A 21468-nucleotide genomic window follows, 5' to 3' on the forward strand; every position below is an offset into this window, starting at 1 on the left:
GGGGGTGGGTGCGCGGGTGGCTGGGGGGGGGGTTGCGGTGGCGGGCGTGGGTGTGGGGGGGTTGGTTGGGGGGGGCGGGGCGGGGGGGGGGGGGGGGGGTGGGCGCCCGGGGGGGGGGGGGGGGGGGGGGGGGGGGGGGGGGGGGGGGGGGGGGGGCCCCCCACCCCGTGGGTGGGCGGCGGGCCGGCTCAGCTGCTGAGCGTGCCGGTGCCGAGCAGGCCGAGAAGGAGCACGCCGACGACGATGCGGTAGATCACGAAGGCGTTGAAGGAGTGCTTGGCGACGAACTTCAGCAGCCACGCGATGGAGGCGTAGGCCACCACGAAGGACACGATCGTGCCGACGGCCAGCGGGGCCGCGCCCACACCGGCGCCGAGGGCGTCCTTGAGCTCGTACAGGCCGGCGCCGGTCAGGGCCGGAATGCCGAGGAAGAACGACAGGCGGGTGGCGGCGACGCGGTCCAGGTCGAGGATGAGCGCGGTGGACATGGTGGCGCCGGAGCGGGAGAAGCCGGGGAAGAGCAGGGCGAGGATCTGGGAGCAGCCGACCCACATGGCGTCCTTGAAGGACGTGTCGTCCTCGCCGCGCTTGTGGCGGCCCATCTGGTCGGCCACCCACATGACGCCCGAGCCGGCGATCAGCGAGCCGGCGACCACCCAGAGCGAGGCGAGGGGGCCGTCGATCAGGGGCTTGGCCGCGAGGCCGACCACGACGATCGGGATGGTCGCGGCGATCACCCACCAGGCGAACTTGTAGTCGTGGTGGTAGCGCTCCTCGCGGTTGGTCAGACCGCGGAACCAGGCGGAGACGATCCGCTTGATGTCCTTGAAGAAGTACACGAGCACGGCGGCGATGGCGCCTACCTGGATGACGGCGGAGAAGCCGACGACCGACTTGTCGTCGACGGGGATGTTCATGAGCCCCTCGGTGATCTTCAGGTGGCCGGTGGAGGACACCGGGAGGAACTCGGTCACCCCCTCGACTACCCCGAGGACGACGGCCTGACCGACGGAGATGGCGCTCATGGGATCCAGTTCTGAAAAGAGGTAGTTGGTCGACAATGCTGTAGACAGTACTCACTATGCCCGGCCGTGCGCGAGCCGCCTAGGCCCAGAGCGCACCGGCGAGGGCGACCCCGGCGAAGGCGGCCGCGAGGCCCGCCACCACGCTCGCGACGACGTTCACGGCAGCGTAGAGGCCGGAACCGGCCTCGGTCAGCCGCAGGGTCTCGTAGGAGAAGGTCGAGTACGTCGTCAGCGCCCCGCACAGGCCCGTGCCCAGCAGGAGCTGAAGATGCGGGCCCGCGGCCCCGGCGGCGACCGCGCCCGTGAGTGTGCCCAGGATCAGGGAGCCGGTGACGTTCACCACGAAGGTGCCCCAGGGGAAGACCGAGTCGTGGCGGGCCTGGACGGCCCGGTCGGTGAGGTAGCGCAGGGGGGCGCCGACCACGGCACCCGCGATGACCAGCAGCCAGTTCACAACGAATTCTCACCCTTCGGATCCGCCTCGTCCGGGCCCGGCGGGCGGCCCACGTACCGGACGACCTCGCACTCGTCCAGCGTCACGAGGCCCTCGCGGACCAGCTCGTCCAGCTGCGGCAGGAACGCCCGGATCCGTTTTTCGGTGTCCACGACGACCACCGCGACCGGCAGGTCCTCGCTCAGGGACAGCAGCCGGGAGGTGTGGACGCGGGAGGAGGCGCCGAAGCCCTCGATGCCCCGGAAGACGCTGGCCCCGGCGAGTCCGGCGGCGTGCGCGCGGTGCACGATCTCGGAGTAGAGGGGCTTGTGGTGCCAGGTGTCGTCCTCGCCGATGTAGACGGTCAGCCTGAGGGCGCGGCCGGTGAGTGACGTCATCGCTGCCTCCTGATGAGCACCCGGCGGGCGGCGGCCGAAGCGAGCCACACCGCCACGAGGGCCGCGACCAAGGTCGCGGCGAGATAGGCGAACGCCAGGCCGGGGCGGTCGGCGCCGACGAGCCTGCGGATGTCGACGGCGTAGGTGGAGAAGGTCGTGAACCCGCCGAGCACGCCGGTGCCGAAGAACGGGCGGACGAGGCGGTGGGCGGCCCACACGTCGGTGATGAGCACCATGAACACACCGATCACGGCGCAGCCGACGACGTTGGTCAGGAAGGTGGCCCAGGGGAAGCCGCCCTCGGGGGTGGGCCAGGCGAGGGTGAGCCCGTAGCGGGCCGACGCGCCGATGGCACCGCCGACGGCGACCACCGCGACGACGGGTGCCTGGGTGCGCCACTCGGACCGCCGCCGGGGCGCGGGGCGGACGCGGACGTTCTCTGCTTCCGGGGCTGTCATGCTCGTACGTCTCCTGTTCGGGCTGCCCCGACGGGTGATCACGGCCGGGCACCAGGGTACCGCCGGACCTGGCCCGCCTACCCTGCGGCGGGCCGCGCGCACACCGCGACGCCGGGCTCCCAGAGGCTGCCGAGGATCAGGTGCTCGCCGGCCGTGCAGACACTCGTGACCATGCGGAAGCGGGAGCTGCGGCGGGTGAGGTGGTGCAGGATCCGGCCGCCGTCGTCCACGGCCAGTACGCCGACGGTCCGGCCCGGCCGGAACGGCGCGTGGACGGCGGCACGGGCGGCGGCTGAGCGGACGGCGGCCGGGGCGCGGTGCAGGAGGTCGAGCGGGGGGACGCGGGGGCCGGCCAGGGACACCCAGATCGGCCCGTCGGGGCCCTCCCGCCAGAGGTTGTCCGGCATCGCGGGGAGGGCGGCGAAGAGGTCGGTGTGCCCGGCGCGCGGACCGGTGAGGTGGTAGCGGGTGAGGCGGCGGGCGCCGGTCTCGGCGACGACCAGGAAGGAGCCGTCCGCACTTGGGGCGAGCCCGTTGGCGAACTGCAGTCCCTCCAGCACGACTTCTGGTTCGCGGGACCCGGGGGCGAGCCGGAGCAGCCGCCCGGTTCCGGTGTGTTCGACGATGTCGCCCAGCCACTGGCCGAGGGAGTAGCGGCGGCTGGAGACGGTGAAGTACACGGTGCCGTCGGACAGGGCGACGACGTTGCTGCAGAAGCGGAGCCGCTCCCCCGCCACCGAGTCGGCGAGGACGCGGACGATGCCGTCCTCCGGGTCGACGCGCAGCAGTCCGCGCTCGGCGTCGCACACCAGGAGGCCGCCGTCCGGGAGGAGTTCGAGCCCGAGGGGGCGGCCGCCGGTCTCGGCCAGCACCTCCACCCGGGCCGTGAGCCGGTCGCCGAGGTGGTGGACGCGGAGGATCCGCCCGTCCTCCACTCCGGTCAGCACGCGCCCCTGCGCGTCGGCCACCACGTCCTCGGGGCCGCGGGCGCCCAGGGAGACGTAGTGCAGCGGGACGAGTTCCGTGGAGCGGTCCATGTGCGATGCCCTTCGCCGTCGGTCGGCCCATCCTGGCAGTCGATCGGCGGGCGGGACCGCGTTCCCGGGAGACTCGACGCTCACCAGCCCTTTTCGAACATGCGGGCCACCTCGGCGATGCGGACCTCGTCGCGCCGGTAGTACGTACGGCAGTGGAACCGCCGTGTGCGCAACAGGCCCAGGCGGGTCAGCAGGTCCAGGTGGGCGAGGGCGGTCCGGCGCGGTACGCCCAGCTTCGCGGCGACGGCCCCGGCGGTGACGCCGGTGACGCCGGTGTCGGCGGGGTGGCACCGGCCCGCGGCCGGGAAGTGGGCCGCCGGGTCCTTGAGCCATTCGAGGATGGTCTGCCGTACGCGGCCCGAGGGAATGCCCATCATCCGTCCGCCCTCCGTCCCCGGCCTCCTCGTACACGCTGCTCCCACTGTGGCGCGGCCGGCCCCGTCGCGTCCGGCAGTCCGCGACCGTTGTCCGGTACCGAACGGCCGTACGACCGGAAGGCGGGCGGCACCCCCCGGAAACACGGGGAGGGCCCGGCCGCACACCGCTGCCGTCGCCTGCCCGGGCGGTGCGGCGGTGGCCGGACGACGACGGGGGGCGCCAACCGGTCAGGATCAAAGAAGCCGTGGCGGGCCTCCCGGCCCTACGTTGGGAGCACCGACGGGGAATCCGTCGGTTCCCGCAGCTCAGAAGGAGTGAGTGCCATGACCGCCGGCGTGCAGACGATCATCTACCCCGTGAAGGACCTGGAGCGGGCCAAGCCCCTGTTCGCCGCCCTGCTCGGCGTCGAGCCGTATGTGGACGAGCCGTACTACGTGGGGTTCAAGGCCGCCGGGCAGGACGTCGGTCTCGACCCGAACGGGCACGCCAAGGGCATGACCGGTCCGGTGCCGTACTGGCACGTGACGGATCTGAGGGGACGGCTCGCGGCCCTGCTGGCGGCCGGTGCCGAGCTCCTCCAGGACGCGCAGGACGTGGGCGGGGGCCGGCTCGTCGCCTCGGTGAAGGACCCCGACGGCAACCTGGTGGGGCTGCTCCAGGACCCCGCGGCCTGAGGCTCGCGCGGCCCTCTGCGCAGCGCACTAGTTGCACACTCAATGATTGGCCGGATCGGTGCTACCGTGCGGATATGGCAGTCAAGACGGCCGACGCCCGGCTCGAGGAACGCTGGCGGGACATCCTCGCGGTGCACGCCCGCACGATGTGCGAGATCGACCGCGCGCTGCACCCGCACGGGCTGGGCGCGAGCGATTTCGAGGTGCTGGACATCCTGGCGTCCGAGTCGTCCGCCGAGGGCGACCAGTGCCGGGTGCAGAACCTCGTGGGGCGGGTGCATCTCAGCCAGAGCGCGCTGTCCCGGCTGATCGGCCGGCTGGAGAAGGACGGTCTGGTGGAGCGCTCGGTGTGCGCGGAGGACCGGCGCGGGGTGTGGGTCGCCCTCACCCGCAAGGGCCGCGAGCTGCACGCCCGGGTGCTGCCGCTCCAGCGGGCGGTGCTCCAGCACATGCTGGCCGAGCAGGAGGGCTCCGCGCCCCGCTCCTAGAGCACCAGCTCCGTCCCGTCCGCGAGGACCTCGACGCCTTCCGCGGCGACCCGCGCCCGTGCCGGCGAGGAGGGGTCCAGCAGGGGGTTCGTGTGCCCGAGGTGGGTGTAGATCCGGCGTGCGCCGAGGTGGCGGGCGAGTTCGCCGAGAGTGCCGCCCGGGCCCGTGACCGGCAGATGGGTCCCGGCGGCCCGCCCGGCGCCGGCCCGGACCGCCGTACCCCCCTCCTCGGCCGCGAAGTAGGTGCCGTCGACCAGCACGCAGTCGGCCTCGGCGCACAGGTCGTCCAGCTCCGCGCTCCAGGCACCGACGCACGGGGCGTAGAGCAGGACTCCCCCGCTGGCCAGATCCTCGATGCGGTACGCCGTCACCCATGCGCGCTCGGGCAGCGGTGCCTGCACGGGAACGTACGCGGGGACCTTCGCGCCCACCGGACGGGCCGTGACGACCAGCCCGCCGGCCAGCACGAAGCCGCCGTCGGCGAGACTGTCCGGCCATTCCCACGGGGTGTGGCGATCCAGGGCGGCCCGTGCCGGTGCCAGGGCCGCCCGCACCGGCGGGGCCGCGTACACCTTCAGGCCCGTCGCCCCGCGCAGCTCGGTCAGCCCGGTGACGTGGTCGTACTCCGCGTCGGTCAGCAGCACCCCGCGCACCGGCGTGTCCCTCGGACCGGGTCCGGGCCACAGGGCACGGGTCGCGGCCAGCTGGGTGCGCAGGTCGGGTGAGGCGTTCAGCAGCCACCAGTCGCGCCCGTTGCCGGTGACGGCGGCGCACTCACGGGTCCGGGAGGGCAACCGGCCGCCACGGGCCGCGGAGCACGGCCCGCAGGCGCAGTTCCACTGCGGGAAGCCGCCGCCGGCGGCGGTGCCCAACAGGACGACCCTCACGGCCATCGGCTCCTTCTCATTCGCCCGGATTCCCTTCATTTCTCCCGGTGGGATCTTCCCTGCCGAGGGGCGGGTGCCACCCCTGGACGGGGGGCAGATCCGGCCGTCCTTCGCCGGGCCGCCGGTCCGCCGGGCGCCGCGGCGGGATCGGCTCGCCGCCGAAGTCACGGGGCCCGGTCCACAGGGCCGGTACGGCGTCGCAGCGGCGGCACAGCTCGTAGGCGATCGCCTCGTAGTTGACCCGCCAGCCCCGGTACTGCGGCCAGGCGTCCTTCGGTGAGCACTGCGCGCGGAACCCGGCCGTCGCCAGCATGGACACCGCCGCCTCGAACTCGGCGAAGGTGAGGCGGACGGGCGCCGCGGGCGACGGGTCGACGTCGAAGGGGATGCGCAGGACCCGGGCGATGTCGCGCAGGGCGGTGAATCCGGCGCGCAGCACCAGCCGGGCCTCCGGCGGGGCGAGCCGCGGGTCCAGGGCGAGCTGCAGGGCCGCCGCGTCCATGACGGCGACGAGTCCCACCAGCCAGCTGCGGTGCGGGCGCGGGGAGCGGAAGGTCAGCAGGATCGGGTACGTGGAGTGGCTCTCGCCCATGTCCGAGGCGAGCCGTTCCCAGGCCCGGTACAGCTCGGGCAGGGCGGTCTCGGTCTCGACCAGCCACTGCCGGGCGAGGATCTCCGGCCCCCAGGCGGGCTCGCCGGCCCGTGCCTGGAGCAGGGTGACCTCCAGTTCGCGCCGGTTGTAGGCGGCGTAGAGGGTGGGCAGGTAGGCGATCTGGAGGGCGATGAGGACGGGCCCGGTGGCCGCGGCCATGAAGTCGATCACCGACAGCTTCAGCCGGGCGCCGCTGGCGAAACCGAGCGTGAACAGGCTGGAGCCGGCCTCCTGGAACGCGGTGGCCCAGGACAGCGGGGACAGGGCGAACAGCAGCAGCCCGTATCCGAGCAGGGCACCCGCCAGCCAGCCGGCGAGCATGCCGATGAGCATCAGCGGGGCGAGCCAGGTCTGCGCGCGGTCGACGGCGTCGTAGCCGCCGCGCAGGGCGGCGAGCCGGAGCGCGCGGCGCAGCAGCCACCACAGACGGAAGACGAGCCCGGAGTAGAGGCCCCGGGGCACGACGAGGGTGCGGAGGATGCTGCTCAGCACCGATGCGAGGATCAGGGCCCCGGCCACGCCGGAGATCAATGCCATGCGCTCATTCTGGCGCCGCGAGTGCCCGCACCCCGGGTTTCGCGGCCGCGGCGAGGGCGTGGGTGCCGGTGGCGGCTCCCGCGGCCCCGGGGCGATGCGGTGCGGGAAGCGGACAGGCACCGCGCGATTCGGCGAGCCGGACGGGGCGGCTGCGCCTACCGTGTGGCTCTCGGTGATCGGGGGATCACCGCACGGGGTGAGCGGAGGTCGGCGCCGCTCACCCCCGCGGTGTCAGCGGGCCAGCAGGGTGCGTACGCCCCGTGAGGTCAGGGTCAGCGCGTGGGCGGAGCTGCCGTCGATGGCGAGGGAGAGGTCCTCCTCCGGCCACTGCGAGGCGAGCGCGCCCAGCGGGATCAGACGGTAGCGCGAGACGAACGGCAGCAGCTCGGCCATCTCGCCCTCCGAGGTGAACACCGGGACGACCGGGTCGCCGTCGGGCTGTTCCAGGACGGGCAGCGCCACCGTGGTGGCGTCGGCACCCTCGCCGTCCACGGCGTCGTCCGGCACCGGCACGAGCACGTCGGTGTGGGCGAGGGTGTCCAGGGCGGCCTGGTCCTCTGCGTTCAGGGTCAGCGCGTCCAGCGCCTGCTGGGCCGGCGTGGGCAGGTCGTCGTGTGCGGGTGTCTCCATGGCAGGTCCCCTGGTAGCGGCGGTCGTACGGGCCACCCGGACGGTTGGGGCCGGGCGTGCTCCGCCTCGCGTACCCAAGGGGGTCCGGGGCATGCGTGAGGATCGCCGGGAGGTCCCGTGGGGGACGGATGGGGACGCCGGTTCCGGTGGGACGGGGATGGTGAGATTCGACCAGCGGTGGTGACCGTCCGTGGCGTAGTCGCCGTGGCGCAGCACGCGGGCGTTGAGGACCGTGTCCGGATTGCCCGCCTGGACCTCCACCGGGGCACGGGGCGCACCTGACCCGGGCGGGCGGTGCTCAGGGGCCGGACTCCGCGAGCAGGTCGGGGACGGTGGTGATCTCGATCAGCGGTCCGTACAGCGCCATCACCCGCAGGGCCCTGAGGTGGGAGTCGTCGTCGACGCCCGCGCAGGCGTCCGCCACGACCGTCACCCGGGTGCCGGCGTCGGCGGCGGCCAGGGCGGTGGACAGTACGCAGCAGTCGGTGCTGACGCCGGCCAGGACCAGACGCTCGTCCGGGGCGAGGCGTGCGGCGAGTCGCGGGGTCCATTTGCCGAAGGTGGGGGCGTCCACGACATGCTCGGCGTGGTCCCCGAACCCGTCGGTCAGCTGCCAGAGCCCGGCGTCCGGCGGTTGGAGGGCGAAGGGCCACCGCGCGTAGTAGGCGCGCCAGGCGCCGCTCGGCTCACGGGGAGCGATGAAGCGGGTGAAGGTGACGCGTCCGGCGAAGGCCGGCAGCAGGGCCCGTACGCCGGCCGCCGCGTCGGCGTACCGGGGCGCGGCCCAGGGGCTCGCGGGGTCGGCGAAGACCCGCTGCATGTCGATGACGGCGAGCAGGCCGGGCACGGGGGTCATGTGCGGTACGTCCCCTCGTCCGGGGCCGGGCCGGGCGCCTGCGTCTCCTGCTCGCGCACCCGGCCCCGGCTCAGCAGCAGGGTGCCGAGGAAGGCGAGGACCAGGGCCGCCAGGACGCCCAGGTTGGCGTACGCCCAGGCGCCGTCCTTGCCGCCGAGGCCCAGCGGCCCGAGGAGGTAGCCCTGCCAGGTCAGCCAGTCGGCGGCGGTGTTGGTGACCAGGCCCCAGCCGACGGCCGTCGCGGTCAGGGTGAGCACGAGAGGAGCCGGGGGGACGTCGCCGTAGCGGCCGTGCGGTCGGTACAGGTCGCCCTCGTCGTAGTCGCGGCGGCGCAGCGCCAGGTCGGCGAGCATGATCCCGCACCAGGCGGCGATGGGGACGCCGAGGGTGGTGAGAAAGCCCATGAACTGGCCCAGGAAGTCGTCGGCGAAGAACACGATGTAGACGGAGCCGGCGATCATCAGGACGCCGTCCACCAGCGCGGCCAGGTACCGGGGCACCCGCAGGCCGGCCGAGAGCAGCGCCAGGCCGGAGGAGTAGATGTCGAGGACGGCCCCGCCGACCAGGCCGAGCACCGCGACCACGGCGAACGGCACGAGGAACCAGGTCGGCAGGATCGTCGTCAGCGCGCCGATGGGGTCGGCCGCGACGGCTTTGCTCAGCTCCGGCGAGGAACCGGCCAGCAGCAGACCGAAGACCAGCAGGAGCAGCGGGGCGACGGAGGCGCCGAAGGCGGTCCAGCCGATCACGCCCCGGCCGGACGAGCTGCGGGGCAGGTAGCGGGAGTAGTCGGCGGCCGCGTTGACCCAGCCGAGGCCGAAGCCGGTCATCATGAACACCAGCGCGCCGATGAGCTGCTGGGCGGAGCCGGACGGGAGCGCGCGGACCGTGCCCCAGTGGACGTGGTCGGCGACCAGGGCGATGTAGACGACGGTGAGCACGCCCGTGATCAGGGTGATCCAGGTCTGCAGCCGCATGATCAGGTCGAAGCCCATGACCCCGCCGACGACGGTCAGGGCGGCGACCACCGCGAGCGCGACCGCCTGGGTCCCGGTGCCCCCGCCCCAGCCGAGCCGCCCGAAGACGGTGGCGGTGGCCATGGCGGCGAGCGCGGTGAGGACCGTCTCCCAGCCGACGGTGAGCATCCAGGAGACGAGGGAGGGCAGCCGGTTGCCGCGCACCCCGTACGCGGCTCGGCTGAGCACCATCGTGGGTGCCGAGCCGCGCTTTCCGGCGACCGCGATGAAGCCGCACAGCAGGAAGGAGACGACGATGCCGAGCACGCCGGCGGCGAGCGCCTGCCAGAAGGAGATGCCGAAACCGAGGGCGAAGGCGCCGTAGCTGAGCCCGAGGACGGAGACGTTGGCGCCGAACCAGGGCCAGAACAGCGTGCGGGGGGTGCCCTTGCGTTCCGCGTCCCGGATCACGTCGAGCCCGTGGGTCTCCATCCGCAGGGGACGGTCGGCGGGTCCTTCGTCACCGGAGTCCTGCGGTCGGGTCATCGCGGCGCCCACCTGCCCTGCCTGTCCGGACCTGTCCGATCATGCCAAGTGTGCTCACGCTAGGTCGGTGCCCGGAGAGCGTCAAGAACATGACCACCGACCGAGCAACTGGGCTACTCGTGGGTGGAGTTGAGTCGGCTCAGCGGCCGAACTCCTCCTGGATCGGTGTCCTCGGCTCCTCCCTCAGATGCTGCGAGAGGCCGGGCTTGCCGCCGTGCCGCGCCCGTTGCGTGCGGCGGCGGCCGGGATCCGGGTCCGGGTCCGCCCGGACCGACCTCGCCACGGCCTCGCGGCTGGGGTACTCCTCGGCCGGGATGCCGCGCAGGGCCGTGACGACCCCGCCGGACGCGCCGGCCTCGCGCGCGGCGGTGACCAGCCGGTCCCTGTCGGCCGGGTAGGTGACGCCCTTCAGCGCGTGCAGCACTTCGGGGACGCTGGTACGGGTCATGCGGGGGACCTCCTGTCTCCTCGTTCACCTCGTCCGACACCGGCCGGACTCGATCCCGGCGCCGGTGCCGGGCGGACCGCGCCCCTGTCACTCCCCGGGCGCGTCCCCGACGTCCTGCTCGTCGGTGTCGGAGCCCTCCGCCTGCGACGGAGTGGTGCGCGGCGGCTGAGCCGGCTCCGGACCGTCCCGCTCGCCCTCGGCCTGGGAAGGGGTGCTCTCACTCATGGGGCCTCCCACGCTCCTCGTCCGTTCTCGGCGTCCAGCTCCGGGTACCCACCCCGCCCGCGCCCCACCGCCGCCCGGAATGCCGGACCCGGGGCGGAATGCACGCGTCCGCGTCCACCGGGCGGGCCGTGAGCCGCCTCTTCGCGGAGGGGTTGCAGGACCCGGCGGTGACATCCCTCACAGCCCCGGCGGCGACTAGGCGCCACGGTTAGTAGATACCGCTCCGCCGACATAAAGGATTTGTCCGTCTTGCCTGGCGTCGCAAGCGGCTCGCCGGGGTCCACGCGACAGCGGCCCGACACCGTTCCGCAATCCGTGCCGCTTGCGCGTTCCTGACGGACCGACAGCAGTTCGCAAACGTCGCGGACGCGAACCCCACATCTCCGACGACGCCTGGCAAGGGGCGCGCACAGCTACGAAGCGCGGTAGTGGATGGACCACTTTGCGCTCGCTGTGAGGCCGTCCTGAGAATGAGCGCTCGGCGATCACCGAGTGAGGTTGACGTATGGGCCAGCATCGAAGGAAGCAGCACTACCGGCGGATAGTCATCACCGCCGCCGCCATCGGAGCCGTGGGCGTGCCGTCGGTCGCCCTGGCGTGCTCCGAGTGGCCGTCCGGCGCGCAGGAGCCGTCGTACGCCGCCCCGACGAGTACGCCCGTGGCACAGTGGCACCACACCCACAGGCATCACCACCGCAACTTTTTCCCCGCGGCGCCGCAGTCCTCCGCGCCGTCCGCGCCCCCGGCCACCGCCCGTCCGAGTGCGCCGAAGAAGGCCGAGGCACCAGAGCCGAGGAGCACCACCGCTCCGAGCGCGCCTCGGGCCACCGTGCCCACCGCTCCGGCGGCTCCGGCCGCCCCCACGGCCCCGGCCGCCCACGCGGCGCCCTCCACACCGAGCCCCCCCAAGCCGACCGCCACGGCGTCCGGGGTCACCGCCCGGATCGTGCAGCTCGTCAACGCCGAGCGTGCGAAGGCCGGTTGCCAGCCGCTGACGCTGAACTCGACCCTGACGAAGGCCGCACAGGCGCACAGCGCGGACATGGCCGCCCACCAGACCATGTCGCACACCGGATCCGACGGATCGGCCCCGGGCGACCGCATCACGCGCGCCGGCTACACCTGGAGCAGTTACGGCGAGAACGTCGCCTACGGCTACTCCACCCCGGAGCAGGTCATGGACGGCTGGATGTCCAGCCCGGGGCACCGGGCCAACATCCTCAACTGTTCGTTCAAGGAGATCGGCGTCGGTCTCGCACAGCCGAACAGCTACTGGACCCAGGACTTCGGCACGGCCAGGTGAGCCGCGGTCCCGGGAGAAGCAGGACGTGACGGCGGGCGCCGGGCGCGGCACCGACAGGGTGCCGCGCCCGGCGGGCGCCGTCGTGCCATGGGTGCGGGGCGGACGTCAGGCGCCGTGTGGGCGTTCCCGGTGACGGGCCCGACTTCGTGGATGTTCCTCTTCCTGCCTGCGTGCGGGTACGTCACCCGGTTCCCGGGCCGTCGTCGTGCCGCGGCGCCGGCGGCGTGGCGCGCGCCGGGACGACCCGGTCCCCGACGAGGATGACGGTCGGTGCGGAGCGACGGCTGGGAGGCGGCTATGACGGTGAACCGGGTCGGTCTGGTCGTGCACGGCGGCCGCGGCGAGGCGGTGGCCGCCGCGGCAGCCGTGCACGAGTGGTGCGCCGAGCACGCCGTGGGGTGCACCGACATCGACGTGTGGCAGGAGGGCTCGCGGCACAGCGCGCGGGAGGAGGTCGACGCCGCGGGCGATCCCGACCTCATCGTCACGCTCGGCGGAGACGGCACCTTCCTGCGCGGTGCGCGGCTGGCCGCCGAGAACGACGCCATGGTGCTCGGCGTCGACCTGGGCCGGGTCGGCTTCCTGACGGAGGTGCCCGCGCAGGCGGTGCGCGCGGCGCTGGACGCGGTGCTCGGGGAGCGGATCACCGTCGAGAGCCGCATGCTGCTCACCATGCGGGCCTCGTGCCGGCTGGAGGTGCCCGCACAGGTGGAGACGCTGCTGCGGTACGGCCGTGGTCCGATGCTGCCGCCGCCCCGTGTGCGCGTGGAGTGCGAGACGGGGAGCGACTGGGGTGTCGCCCTGAACGTCACCGCGCTGAACGACGTCGTCCTGGAGAAGCTGGCCCGGGACCGGCAGGTGTCGGTCGGGGTCTACCTGGCCGGCCGGCTCCTCGCCTCCTACTCCGCCGACGCCTTGCTGGTGGCCACGCCCACGGGCTCCACCGCCTACAGCTTCGCCGCCGGCGGTCCGGTCGTCTCGCCCCGCGCCGAGGGCCTGGTCTTCACACCGGTCGCCCCGCACATGGTGTTCAACCGCTCGGTCGTGGCCGCCCCGGACGAGCCCATCGCCTTCCGGGTGCTGGAGCGGTCCGGACAGGCCGCCGTCAGCATCGACGGCCAGTTGCGCGGGGTGCTGAGCCCCGGGGACTGGATCGGCGTGTACGCCGCTCCGCGACGGCTCAAGGCGGTCCGGCTGGGTCCGATGGACTTCTACGGCCGGCTGCGTGAGCGGATGAACCTCACCGACGCGCCGGCCGCGCTGGCCGACGGCACCGCCGCGCCCTTGTGGCCGGTGACCACGCCCCCGCCCGGGGACCTGGCCCACCTGGCCCTGCCGCCGGCCCCCGAGGACGCGTCCTGGCGGCCCTGACCCGCGCCACTCCTCGCGGTCATCGCAGTCTCCCCGTCCCGACGGGCTCCGGCGGCGTCAGCAGGGCCGGCCGGAGCTGTTCGAAGGCGGTGGGGCGGGGCCGGTGCGGCAGGAAGTCCCGGACGCGCAGGGCGCATTCCTCCGGGGAGAGCCGGCTGGTGTCGACGTCGAGGTCGTGCAGTCCGTGTGCGTGGACGTGGTCGTACTGCAGTGCGGCCAGTCCCGGTTGCCGGTCACCGCGTTCGCGCTCGCGCCGCCGGAGTTCGGGCAGCGGGCAGCGGACGCCGACCAGGACCGTGTCCGCAGGGTCGAGCAGGCCGAGGAGGTCCGTCAGCCGCCAGCGACGGCTCAGCGGATGGTCCACGACGAGGTTGTTGCCCGCCGCGGCCATCCCGGCGACCGCGCGGTGGAAGCCCTTGACGGTGCGGTCGATCTCCGCCTGGAGGTCCTCGTCGGCGATGGGTCGGTGGCAGCGCATGGCGTGGAAGGCGTCGACGGGAAGGTGGAACCACGTTCCGTCGAGCACGTCGAGCAGGGCGCGGGCGATGCTGGACTTCCCCGAACTCGACGTGCCGTTGAGCAGCACGACCGTGCCGCCCGCGGGAGTGTCCGGAATCGTCGCGTCGGCCGGATCGGCGGACGTCGGCCCAGTCACCACGGATACCCCCCACCTCACCGGATGCGTTCCGGAAGGAACCTAGTACAGGACCGCGACGGCCCGTCAACGGGGTGTGCGCGCGGCCCGCGTCGGCCGGTGCGCCCGGTCAGCCCGGTGGTGGGGTGCGCAGGGCCAGCAGGGCGATGTCGTCCGTGGTGTCGGTGCCGAGGCCGAGGACCAGCTCGTCGCAGAAGACGTCGAGCGGGGCGCGCGCCAGGGCTGCGGTGTGCTGCCGCAGCCGGGTCATGGCGTCCCCGAAGGACTCCCCCCGGCGTTCGATGAGGCCGTCGGTGAACATCAGCAGCGTGGAGCGGGGCGGCAGCGGGTCGTCGGCGGTGACGCGGGGCAGGTTCGGGTCGAGGCCGATCAACGGTCCGGCTCCCCCGTCGAGGTAGCCGGTGTCACCCTGCTCGGTGGTCAGCAGCGGCGGCGGATGCCCGGCCGAGGAGTGGCGGAGCTCCCACGGACCGCCCTCCGGGCCCTTGACCACCGCGTACACGCACGTCGCGGTGGCGTGCGGGTAGAGGGTGTGGCAGGCGAGGTCGAAGCGGTGCACGACCTCCGCGGGGGGTTCCTGCCGGTCCACGGCGATACCGCGCAGCAGGTTGCGCAACTGGCTCATGGCGACGGCCGATTGCAGGTCGTGCCCGGTCACGTCGCCGATGACGAGGGCCGTGTCGCCCTTGGGCAGGACGAAGGCGTCGAACCAGTCCCCGCCGATCTGCGCGTCCGTCCCGGACGGGGCGTAGCGGGCGACGAGTTCCAGGTGGTCGACGTCCGGGAGGTGGGGCAGGAGCGCGCGCTGCATGCGTTCGGAGGTGCGCCGGGTGTGCTCGTGGAGGCGGGCGTTGTCGACGCCCAGGGCGATGCCGCGGACCAGGTCGGTGACGAGCGGGAGGTCGTCGTCGGTGAACGGCGGGTCGTCCCGGCCGCGGACCAGGGTGAGGGCGCCGAGTACCTCCCGGCGGGCCCGCAGCGGGGCGATGATCGCGGTCCGGGCCCCCAGCTGCTCGAACAGTTCCTCCTGGCTCTCGTCGAGCGGGCTGCCGAGCCGTGCCGAAGAGGAGACGTCCGCGAGCCGCAACGGGCCCGCGCCGCGCAGCACCCGGGGCAGTGGTCCCCCGGTCTCCTCGGACATCGGCGGCAGTGCGCCCAGCCGTACCCCCGGCCTCAGCGCCTCGGGCGTGCGGTGGACGACGCAGACCCGCTCCACCCGCTGGTGCTCGCCGAGCAGTTCGACCACGCACCACTCGGCGAGCTGCCGGGTCAGGACCCGGCACACCCGGTGCAGGCCCTCGGTCAGGTCCAGGGTGCTGGTGAGCGCGCTGGTGGCGTCCACGAGCAGGCTCAGCCGGTTCAGCGTCGCGTCGCCCTCGTAGGGACTCCCGGCCCCTGCCCGCACGGCCGGCCGGTGCGGGGGGCCGGGCTGCGGCCGGATCGCGTGGTGGCCGGTGTGGTCGCCGCCCGGCGGGGCGGCCGGGGCCGTGCGGGCACCCAGCTGGGCGACGAACACGGTACGGCCGTCCAGGGCCTCCTGGGTCTGGATCCGCAGCCGGACGGGGATCAGCCGGCCGTCCCGGTGCAGTGCGGGCAGCGGTACGGAGCGGCCGAGGATGCGCGGTTGCCCGGTGAGCAGCAGGGACCCGAAGGCCGCGGCATGGCGGTCCCGCAGGTGTTCGGGGATGAGCACGGTCAGCCGGCGTCCGACGAGGTCGTCCGGCTGCCAGCCCAGCAGGTGCGCCGCGGCGGCGTTCACCGCGATGATGCGGTTGCCGTCGTCGGCGGCGATCGTCGGGACCGTGCTCGCCTCCACGTCGGCGGCGTCCCACGGCGCCAGCTCGGTGGAGGATGCGCTCGGCGCGTTGGGGAAGAGCGTCCAGGCGGTGGGGGGTCCGCCGGACAGCTGGCCGACGATCTGGTCGAAGAGCCAGCCGCAGAAGGACCGCACCTGCGGCAGCGCGGGAAGGGTGAGGAGGCTTCCCTGCTGGGCCGCGGAGTCGGCCAGGTCGAGTGTCAGGCGCAGGGCGGCCACGGCGGGCCCGGCGTCCGCCGGGAACGCCACCCGCAGGCAGAGGGTGGAGCTGTCCGGGGCCTCCTCCTGCACGGCGGCCGCGGTACAGGCGCTGATCAAGTTGCTCGTGTCCAGCGCGGTGAGGAGCTCCTGCCTCGACAGGTCGCCGGGCAGGGTGTGTGCGGCCGGGGCGAAGGAGACGAGGGCCAGCTCACGCAGGAGGGACTCGCGGTGCTGCTGTGCCGCCGCGTGGAGCGCGTAGGGCAGGTCGATCAGGGCGACCGTGACGGTACGGCCGGCCGACGGCACGGTGTCCCAGGGGGACGACGGCGGCACCGGCGTGTCCGGCCACAGCTCGAACCACATCGTCTTGCCGCTGTCGCCGATGCGGACGCCGTGGATGGCGGACAGCTCCTCCAGCAGTTTCAGTCCGCGTCCGGTGCCGGCGTACGGCAGCCAGGCGTGCGGTATCGGTCCGCGGTCCGGCCGCCGGTCGGCGACCGCGACGTGCACCCGGTCCGCGGCGCGGTCCACCTGGACCTCGACCTCGGTACGCGCGTGCAGGACCGCGTTGGTCACGAGTTCCCCGGCCAGCAGCTCGGCGGTCTCGGCCACGTCCGGTGCGGTGCCGGCCAGCGCCGACCGTACGAATCGCCGGGCCGACACGACGCTTTCCGGCCGCGGGGGAAACCGCCGCGACGGTGCCTCCGAGGGAGCCGGGCCGTCCATACGCACCGGTGTACCCAGGAATCAGGGACGGAAAGGCACGTGCCGGGTGTCCGGTCCTCCCGGCCACCGGGGTACCCGCCCTACCCGCGGCCTTCCCGGCCGAGGGCGCGGCACGCGGCGCCGCTCAGGCGCAGCCCCACGCGGACATTCCCTGGATGGCGGCCAGACGTCCGGCCACGGCGATCTGTTCCCTGCGCGTGGCCAGGTCGGCCCGGCTCGCGTACTTCAGACCGCCGGCCGCCACCCAGCTGGACTGCCTGAACTGCAGCCCGCCGAAGTATCCGTTGCCGGTGTTCGCCCGCCAGTTGCCCCCGGACTCGCACGCGGCGATGGAGTCCCAGTCGGCACCGAAAGGACTGAAGGGCAGGGCGGTCGCCGTGGGCCCGGTGGCGAGGGCCGCGACGGCGGACAGGGAGAGGAAAGCCGTGCGCAGTCCTCGCGGAGAGGTGCGACGGCTCCCGGTCACAGTGAAGGGGTTGGGACGCAACATGCACAGACTGTTACATAGCATTTACATCTCGTAGTGATGGCGCGCTGCGGGGTCGCGGGAAATTTCCCGTCCCTGGTCATCACGGGAGGCACAGCGAGGCGCGGTGGCACGCGTCATCGGGGGCACAGGGGTGGGCCACGGAGGCCACCGGGGACGACAAGGGCCCCGCCGACATGACGGCAGGTCTCTCGCCCGACGGCAAGCGCCTCGCGGGTGAATTCGCGGGCCACGGGACGACGGTCGCCGCCGCGATCCTGGACCCGCACACCGGCCGGCAGACCACCACCGTGCCGGTGCAGCAACTCCTCGCCTGGGCCGACGACGACCGTCTCATCGCCTGGGGGTGCGATCCCGAGAAGTGCTCCGGCAAGGGGGAGTTCCGCAACCAGTTGCTGCTGGTCACGATCGGCAGCGACGAAGTGGTGCCCCTGAGCGGCTTCCGCGGGGCGAGTGCCGACCACCCGGGCCGCTGGACCCCGGTCTTCAGCTCGCGCTGACCGAAAAGGGTTGGACGGGGTGAGGGCCGGGCTTGTAGCTTGCGGCTGTCCGTGACACCGCCCGAGGAGGTGAGACCCATGAACGCTGTATCGCTGTGGGTGCTCCCCCTGTCCGTCACGGTCGGGCGATCGACGTAGGTGTCGCCGGGAGTGCCCCGCCCACGAGGCACTCCCGAAAGGCAACACCTATGTTCGACGTGATCATCGCCGGATGCGGGCCGACCGGCGCGATGCTGGCCGCTGAACTGCGGCTGCACGATGTGCGGGTACTCGTTCTGGAGAAGGAGACCGAGCCCGTGTCGTTCGCCCGCGTGGTCGGTCTGCATGTGCGCAGTATCGAATTGATGGCCATGCGCGGGCTGCTGGACCGCATGCTCGAACACGGGCGGCGGCGTCCGGCCGGCGGATTCTTCGCCGCCATCGACAAACCCGCGCCGAAGGACCTGGATTCCGCGCACGCCTATCTGCTGGGCATCCCGCAGCCGGTCGTCGTTCGCCTGCTCGAAGAGCAGGCGAGGCGACTGGGCGCGCAGGTCCGGCGCGGTGGTGCGGTGGCCGGCCTCCGGCAGGACGACGAGGGTGTGACCGTCGAACTGGCCGACGGCGAACGGCTGCGCTCGCGCTATCTCGTCGGCTGTGACGGCGGGCGCAGTACCGTGCGCAAACTGCTCGGCGTCGGCTTCCCCGGCGAGCCCTCGCGGACCGAGACGCTGATGGGTGAGATGGAAGTGGGTGTGCCGCAGGCGGAGATCGCCGCCAAGGTCGCCGAAGTCCACAAGACCTACAGGACGTTCAGCCTCAGGCCCTTCGGCGAGGGGGTACATCGCGTCGTGGTCCCCGGGGCGGCGGTCGGTGAGCGCGCGGAACCGCCCACCCTGGAGGACTTCAGGGAACGGCTGCGGGCGGTCGCCGGAACCGACTTCGGCGTGCACTCCCCGCGCTGGCTGTCCCGCTTCGGTGATGCCACCCGGCTGGCCGAACGCTATCGGGTCGGGCGGGTGCTGCTGGCCGGTGACGCGGCACACATCCATCCGCCCGCCGGCGGGCAGGGCCTCAACCTCGGTGTCCAGGACGCGTTCAACCTCGGCTGGAAACTGGCGGCACGGATCCGCGGCTGGGCGCCGGCGTCACTGCTGGACACCTACCAGGCCGAACGTCGTCCGGTCGCCGAGGACGTGCTGGACAACACGCGCGCCCAGATGGAACTGCTGTCCACCGAACCGGGCCCGCGGGCGGTGCGCCGGCTGCTCACCGAACTGATGGACCTCGACGAGGTGAACCGCCGTCTGATCGAGAAGATCACCGCCGTCGGCGTCCGCTACGACTTCGGCGACGGCCCCGATCTGCTCGGCCGCCGGCTGCGTGACATCGACGTGGCCCGGGGCCGCCTCTACGATCTGCTGCGTCACGGCCGCGGACTGCTGCTGGACCGCACCGGACGGCTGACCCCAGGGGGCTGGTCGGACCGGGTCGATCACCTCGCGGATCCCACCGCCGCACTGGATGTGCCGTGCGTCCTGCTGCGCCCCGACGGCCATGTCGCCTGGATCGGCGACGAGCAGCGGGACCTGGACGGCCAGCTCCGCCGCTGGTTCGGCCGGCCCGCCCGCTGACGCTCGGCGGCGGGTCCCGCCGGGGCCCGGCAGCCGCCTGACGGCGTGCCGGGCCGGGCCCTCGCGGGTGCTTCGGGTCAAGGCTCCGGTGCTACCGGTGGGGGCCCGCCGCGGATGTCGTGCGTATCCCCTTTAGGTGATGTCCCCGGGTTTCTCCCGGTCCCTCTTCCCGACACCACGAACTCTCCCGGGGCCCGTTCCCGGACCGTTCCCACGTCGATACCGCCTGCCGGACCGGTCCGGGAAGGCGGACGGTAACGGCAGCTCAGGCCCGGTGCCGACAGCGGGCACACCGCACTCGGGCGGCCCTTGCGCGCGGGGCGGCGCACGCCTGACGCCGGTGCCGGTACCGAGCGGCCGGTACCGGTGCCATGACGGGCCACTGGTGTCGCACGCGCGTTCCCGCTCGCCGGACGGCACCCGTCGCCGGGCACTCGCCCGCGCTCCGGCTGCCCGCCTTGCCTGCGGCCCTCGGCCGGCCGGCTCACCGCGCCGGGGGCCCGCCCTCCTCCCGACCTGACCTGTCCCTCCCTTCAGTCCCGTCCGGGTACGGGCTCGCGGGCGAACACGGTCTCGCCGGCGTCGAGGCGGCAACTGACGACCCGTGGACCTCGGTCGGTCAGCACGACGGTGGTCCAGGCACGGCCGGAGCCGACGCCCGCGAGATCCAGCAGCGCCCGCACGGTGGAGCGCAGCGCCGCGACCTCGTCCTCGCCCGGCCGGTCCCGGCCGGGCAGCGACCGGTCGCGGCCGCACCGGAGAGTGATGTCCACGACGGTGTGCATGCTGCTGTCACTGACGGTCTCGACGCTGAACTCCGGCCCGTCCCACGGTTCTTCGTCCGCGTACGGCTCGGGTGGCGCGGCCCCGGCGTCATCCTCGGCCCACCGTTCCACGGCGGACAGGTCCTGAAGGACACGGCGTAGCCCCACGGCGACGTCGATCCGGTCCGGGGGATGCTTCATTGGAGACTCCTCCTGGAGAGAACTACTCCAGCACCCTGGGGCCTCCCGTTCCCGTCCCCGTCCCACCCGGCTCCCGCCCGCGATCCCGCACCCGTGCCCGCGCTCGCGGGCGGCGCCTCACGCGTCCGGGCCCTCCTCGCCCCCCGTCTCCGACGGGTGGCCGCCCTCGGCCCGGGTCTCCGGCAGGTAGCTCGCCAGGCCACGCAGGATGATCTCCAGGCCGATGTCGAACCTCTCGTCGGAGGAGTCCGTCACCATCAGCCCGGACAGAGCGCGCAGGTGGGGGAAGTCGTCGGGGGGCAGGGACGCGAAGTAGTTCTGCATCTCGTCGGCCATCTCGCGCCAGTCGGGGCGGGCCAGGGAGGAGGCGCCGGTGTGCTGCTGGGCGGCGCGGTCCTGCCACATCCCCTCCTCCAGGACGAACCCGTCGATGTAGGTGGAGATGAGGTCGCCGGCCTCGGCGGAGATGCGGTCGGGCAGTCCGGCGGTGCGGAAGACGGCGAGCAACGACTCGACGTGCGGCAGCAGTTCGGCGGTGAAGGGGACGTGGGCCATGGAGATCCTGGCCATGTCCCGGTGGGACAGCAGGCGCCGCCGGACGGAGCGGGCGAAGTCCCGAAGCTGCTCGCGCCACCGCTCGGGGTCGGGTTCGGGCAGCTCGAAGCCGTCGAAGAGCCGGGTGTACATCAGCTCCAGGAGGTCGTCCTTCGAGCTGACGTGGGCGTAGAGCGCGGAGACCGTGACGCCCAGTTCGGCGGCCACCTGGCGCATCGACAGCCCGTCGAGTCCCTGCCGGTCCAGCACGGTGAAGGCCGCCTCCACGACCCGTTCGCGCGACAGCGGTGCGCGCGCCGGGGCGGTGCGCTCGCGAGTGGGCCGCTCGCGCTCCCAGGGGGACGGCGGAAGGGGTGCGGGGGTGGCGGCGTCCGCGTCGGTCATGCGTTCAGTCTAGGCGCCGGGAGAACAGTGTTCTCCGCCGGTGAGCGGCGTACGACCCGGAGCCCGGCGGCGGGCGGCGCACGACCCGGAGCCCTACCCGCCCCTCGACACGCGATATATCTTGTTCGCCTCCACCGTATGCGCTATATCTTGATGAACAGCGTTCTCCGGGTGAGCACTGTTCTGTTAAGGTGAACAGTGTTCTGAGCCACGTTCCGTCCATCCCCGCGCCCGCACCCTCGCGGCGCGCGGCCCTTCCGCGAG

General features: G+C 73.3%; 24 protein-coding genes. 6 read left to right on the top strand and 18 right to left on the bottom strand.

Annotated features, from left to right (window positions below; all coding sequences use genetic code 11):
• Positions 1-188: 188 nt before the first annotated feature.
• The 6 genes from ACF08B_RS18635 to ACF08B_RS18660 form a co-directional block, all read right to left on the bottom strand.
• A complete protein-coding gene (locus ACF08B_RS18635) occupies positions 189-1025 on the bottom strand; it encodes an undecaprenyl-diphosphate phosphatase (RefSeq protein ID WP_263277245.1) in 837 nt (278 codons plus the stop codon).
• 79 nt (positions 1026-1104) lie between these two features.
• Complete coding sequence (gene crcB / locus ACF08B_RS18640; protein ID WP_392318330.1) at positions 1105-1479, bottom strand: fluoride efflux transporter CrcB; 375 nt, start codon at positions 1477-1479, stop codon at positions 1105-1107.
• On the bottom strand, positions 1476-1856 hold the full coding sequence (locus tag ACF08B_RS18645; RefSeq protein ID WP_392318331.1) for a DUF190 domain-containing protein: 381 nt from the start codon (positions 1854-1856) through the stop codon (positions 1476-1478). The genes crcB (ACF08B_RS18640) and ACF08B_RS18645 overlap by 4 nt, the downstream gene beginning before the upstream one ends.
• Positions 1853-2314 (bottom strand): fluoride efflux transporter CrcB, encoded by a 462-nt coding sequence (gene crcB, locus ACF08B_RS18650; protein WP_392318332.1) that lies wholly within the window; start codon positions 2312-2314, stop codon positions 1853-1855. Before crcB (ACF08B_RS18650) ends, ACF08B_RS18645 begins: the two co-directional genes overlap by 4 nt.
• Positions 2315-2391: 77 nt before the next feature.
• Complete coding sequence (locus ACF08B_RS18655) at positions 2392-3351, bottom strand: SMP-30/gluconolactonase/LRE family protein (RefSeq protein ID WP_392318333.1); 960 nt, start codon at positions 3349-3351, stop codon at positions 2392-2394.
• An 80-nt stretch (positions 3352-3431) separates the two neighbouring features.
• Positions 3432-3728 carry an ArsR family transcriptional regulator gene (locus tag ACF08B_RS18660; protein ID WP_392318334.1) on the bottom strand — a complete coding sequence of 99 codons (297 nt, stop codon included), beginning with the start codon at positions 3726-3728 and terminating at the stop codon, positions 3432-3434.
• A gap of 324 nt (positions 3729-4052) precedes the next feature.
• On the opposite strand from ACF08B_RS18660, the gene ACF08B_RS18665 reads away from it, so the two are divergent.
• Positions 4053-4403 carry a VOC family protein gene (locus tag ACF08B_RS18665; RefSeq protein ID WP_392318335.1) on the top strand — a complete coding sequence of 117 codons (351 nt, stop codon included), beginning with the start codon at positions 4053-4055 and terminating at the stop codon, positions 4401-4403.
• Between the two features lie 74 nt (positions 4404-4477).
• Positions 4478-4891, top strand: coding sequence for a MarR family winged helix-turn-helix transcriptional regulator (locus ACF08B_RS18670; protein ID WP_392318336.1), 414 nt, complete (start codon positions 4478-4480; stop codon positions 4889-4891).
• On the opposite strand, the gene pqqB is transcribed toward ACF08B_RS18670, so the two are convergent.
• From pqqB to ACF08B_RS18705, 7 genes are all read right to left on the bottom strand, one after another.
• Positions 4888-5784 (bottom strand): pyrroloquinoline quinone biosynthesis protein PqqB, encoded by an 897-nt coding sequence (gene pqqB, locus ACF08B_RS18675; protein WP_392318337.1) that lies wholly within the window; start codon positions 5782-5784, stop codon positions 4888-4890. The genes ACF08B_RS18670 and pqqB overlap by 4 nt on opposite strands.
• Before the next feature lie 10 nt (positions 5785-5794).
• The gene (locus ACF08B_RS18680) at positions 5795-6967 is read right to left on the bottom strand and encodes a hypothetical protein (RefSeq protein ID WP_392318338.1); all 1173 of its coding nucleotides are present in this window, start codon (positions 6965-6967) and stop codon (positions 5795-5797) included.
• Between the two features lie 231 nt (positions 6968-7198).
• Entirely contained in the window at positions 7199-7597 is a 399-nt protein-coding gene (locus ACF08B_RS18685) for an SseB family protein (RefSeq protein ID WP_392318339.1), read from the bottom strand.
• A 298-nt stretch (positions 7598-7895) separates the two neighbouring features.
• Positions 7896-8453: a cysteine hydrolase family protein gene (locus tag ACF08B_RS18690; protein ID WP_392318340.1), complete on the bottom strand. Its 558-nt coding sequence runs from the start codon at positions 8451-8453 to the stop codon at positions 7896-7898.
• Positions 8450-9955, bottom strand: a complete 1506-nt coding sequence (locus ACF08B_RS18695; RefSeq protein WP_392318341.1) for a purine-cytosine permease family protein — start codon at positions 9953-9955, stop codon at positions 8450-8452. The genes ACF08B_RS18690 and ACF08B_RS18695 overlap by 4 nt, the downstream gene beginning before the upstream one ends.
• Before the next feature lie 139 nt (positions 9956-10094).
• Positions 10095-10403, bottom strand: a complete 309-nt coding sequence (locus ACF08B_RS18700; RefSeq protein WP_392318342.1) for a DUF2795 domain-containing protein — start codon at positions 10401-10403, stop codon at positions 10095-10097.
• Positions 10404-10490: 87 nt separating this feature from the next.
• Complete coding sequence (locus ACF08B_RS18705) at positions 10491-10628, bottom strand: hypothetical protein (RefSeq protein ID WP_392318343.1); 138 nt, start codon at positions 10626-10628, stop codon at positions 10491-10493.
• A 505-nt stretch (positions 10629-11133) separates the two neighbouring features.
• Between ACF08B_RS18705 and ACF08B_RS18710 the strand changes: the two genes are divergently transcribed.
• The gene (locus tag ACF08B_RS18710; RefSeq protein ID WP_392318344.1) at positions 11134-11931 is read left to right on the top strand and encodes a CAP domain-containing protein; all 798 of its coding nucleotides are present in this window, start codon (positions 11134-11136) and stop codon (positions 11929-11931) included.
• Between the two features lie 297 nt (positions 11932-12228).
• The gene (locus tag ACF08B_RS18715) at positions 12229-13302 is read left to right on the top strand and encodes an NAD(+)/NADH kinase (RefSeq protein ID WP_093695477.1); all 1074 of its coding nucleotides are present in this window, start codon (positions 12229-12231) and stop codon (positions 13300-13302) included.
• 19 nt (positions 13303-13321) lie between these two features.
• Here ACF08B_RS18715 and ACF08B_RS18720 read toward each other — a convergent pair whose 3' ends face one another.
• The 3 genes from ACF08B_RS18720 to ACF08B_RS18730 form a co-directional block, all read right to left on the bottom strand.
• Positions 13322-13957, bottom strand: coding sequence for an AAA family ATPase (locus tag ACF08B_RS18720; RefSeq protein ID WP_392318561.1), 636 nt, complete (start codon positions 13955-13957; stop codon positions 13322-13324).
• A gap of 109 nt (positions 13958-14066) precedes the next feature.
• Complete coding sequence (locus ACF08B_RS18725) at positions 14067-16700, bottom strand: SpoIIE family protein phosphatase (RefSeq protein WP_392318345.1); 2634 nt, start codon at positions 16698-16700, stop codon at positions 14067-14069.
• Positions 16701-16824: 124 nt separating this feature from the next.
• Positions 16825-17190, bottom strand: coding sequence for a transglycosylase family protein (locus ACF08B_RS18730; RefSeq protein WP_093479603.1), 366 nt, complete (start codon positions 17188-17190; stop codon positions 16825-16827).
• 173 nt (positions 17191-17363) lie between these two features.
• On the opposite strand from ACF08B_RS18730, the gene ACF08B_RS18735 reads away from it, so the two are divergent.
• Both ACF08B_RS18735 and rox read left to right on the top strand, forming a co-directional pair.
• On the top strand, positions 17364-17687 hold the full coding sequence (locus ACF08B_RS18735; RefSeq protein WP_392318346.1) for a hypothetical protein: 324 nt from the start codon (positions 17364-17366) through the stop codon (positions 17685-17687).
• Positions 17688-17875: 188 nt separating this feature from the next.
• Positions 17876-19300 (top strand): rifampin monooxygenase, encoded by a 1425-nt coding sequence (rox, locus tag ACF08B_RS18740; protein ID WP_392318347.1) that lies wholly within the window; start codon positions 17876-17878, stop codon positions 19298-19300.
• Between the two features lie 533 nt (positions 19301-19833).
• On the opposite strand, the gene ACF08B_RS18745 is transcribed toward rox, so the two are convergent.
• Positions 19834-20265 (bottom strand): hypothetical protein, encoded by a 432-nt coding sequence (locus tag ACF08B_RS18745; protein ID WP_392318348.1) that lies wholly within the window; start codon positions 20263-20265, stop codon positions 19834-19836.
• Between the two features lie 117 nt (positions 20266-20382).
• On the bottom strand, positions 20383-21204 hold the full coding sequence (locus ACF08B_RS18750) for a TetR/AcrR family transcriptional regulator (protein WP_392318349.1): 822 nt from the start codon (positions 21202-21204) through the stop codon (positions 20383-20385).
• Positions 21205-21468 lie beyond the last annotated feature (264 nt).

The organism is Streptomyces sp. NPDC015139, from assembly GCF_043079785.1.
GTDB lineage: Bacteria > Actinomycetota > Actinomycetes > Streptomycetales > Streptomycetaceae > Streptomyces > Streptomyces albidocamelliae.

Coding starts and splice junctions, on each gene's coding strand:
- ACF08B_RS18635 (WP_263277245.1), bottom strand. CDS start 1,025: ATGAGCGCCATCTCCGTCGGTCAGGCCGTCGTCCTCGGGGTAGTCGAG.
- ACF08B_RS18645 (WP_392318331.1), bottom strand. CDS start 1,856: ATGACGTCACTCACCGGCCGCGCCCTCAGGCTGACCGTCTACATCGGC.
- crcB (WP_392318332.1), bottom strand. CDS start 2,314: ATGACAGCCCCGGAAGCAGAGAACGTCCGCGTCCGCCCCGCGCCCCGG.
- ACF08B_RS18655 (WP_392318333.1), bottom strand. CDS start 3,351: ATGGACCGCTCCACGGAACTCGTCCCGCTGCACTACGTCTCCCTGGGC.
- ACF08B_RS18660 (WP_392318334.1), bottom strand. CDS start 3,728: ATGATGGGCATTCCCTCGGGCCGCGTACGGCAGACCATCCTCGAATGG.
- ACF08B_RS18665 (WP_392318335.1), top strand. CDS start 4,053: ATGACCGCCGGCGTGCAGACGATCATCTACCCCGTGAAGGACCTGGAG.
- ACF08B_RS18670 (WP_392318336.1), top strand. CDS start 4,478: ATGGCAGTCAAGACGGCCGACGCCCGGCTCGAGGAACGCTGGCGGGAC.
- pqqB (WP_392318337.1), bottom strand. CDS start 5,784: ATGGCCGTGAGGGTCGTCCTGTTGGGCACCGCCGCCGGCGGCGGCTTC.
- ACF08B_RS18680 (WP_392318338.1), bottom strand. CDS start 6,967: ATGGCATTGATCTCCGGCGTGGCCGGGGCCCTGATCCTCGCATCGGTG.
- ACF08B_RS18685 (WP_392318339.1), bottom strand. CDS start 7,597: ATGGAGACACCCGCACACGACGACCTGCCCACGCCGGCCCAGCAGGCG.
- ACF08B_RS18690 (WP_392318340.1), bottom strand. CDS start 8,453: ATGACCCCCGTGCCCGGCCTGCTCGCCGTCATCGACATGCAGCGGGTC.
- ACF08B_RS18695 (WP_392318341.1), bottom strand. CDS start 9,955: ATGACCCGACCGCAGGACTCCGGTGACGAAGGACCCGCCGACCGTCCC.
- ACF08B_RS18700 (WP_392318342.1), bottom strand. CDS start 10,403: ATGACCCGTACCAGCGTCCCCGAAGTGCTGCACGCGCTGAAGGGCGTC.
- ACF08B_RS18705 (WP_392318343.1), bottom strand. CDS start 10,628: ATGAGTGAGAGCACCCCTTCCCAGGCCGAGGGCGAGCGGGACGGTCCG.
- ACF08B_RS18710 (WP_392318344.1), top strand. CDS start 11,134: ATGGGCCAGCATCGAAGGAAGCAGCACTACCGGCGGATAGTCATCACC.
- ACF08B_RS18715 (WP_093695477.1), top strand. CDS start 12,229: ATGACGGTGAACCGGGTCGGTCTGGTCGTGCACGGCGGCCGCGGCGAG.
- ACF08B_RS18725 (WP_392318345.1), bottom strand. CDS start 16,700: ATGGACGGCCCGGCTCCCTCGGAGGCACCGTCGCGGCGGTTTCCCCCG.
- ACF08B_RS18730 (WP_093479603.1), bottom strand. CDS start 17,190: ATGTTGCGTCCCAACCCCTTCACTGTGACCGGGAGCCGTCGCACCTCT.
- ACF08B_RS18735 (WP_392318346.1), top strand. CDS start 17,364: ATGACGGCAGGTCTCTCGCCCGACGGCAAGCGCCTCGCGGGTGAATTC.
- rox (WP_392318347.1), top strand. CDS start 17,876: ATGTTCGACGTGATCATCGCCGGATGCGGGCCGACCGGCGCGATGCTG.
- ACF08B_RS18745 (WP_392318348.1), bottom strand. CDS start 20,265: ATGAAGCATCCCCCGGACCGGATCGACGTCGCCGTGGGGCTACGCCGT.
- ACF08B_RS18750 (WP_392318349.1), bottom strand. CDS start 21,204: ATGACCGACGCGGACGCCGCCACCCCCGCACCCCTTCCGCCGTCCCCC.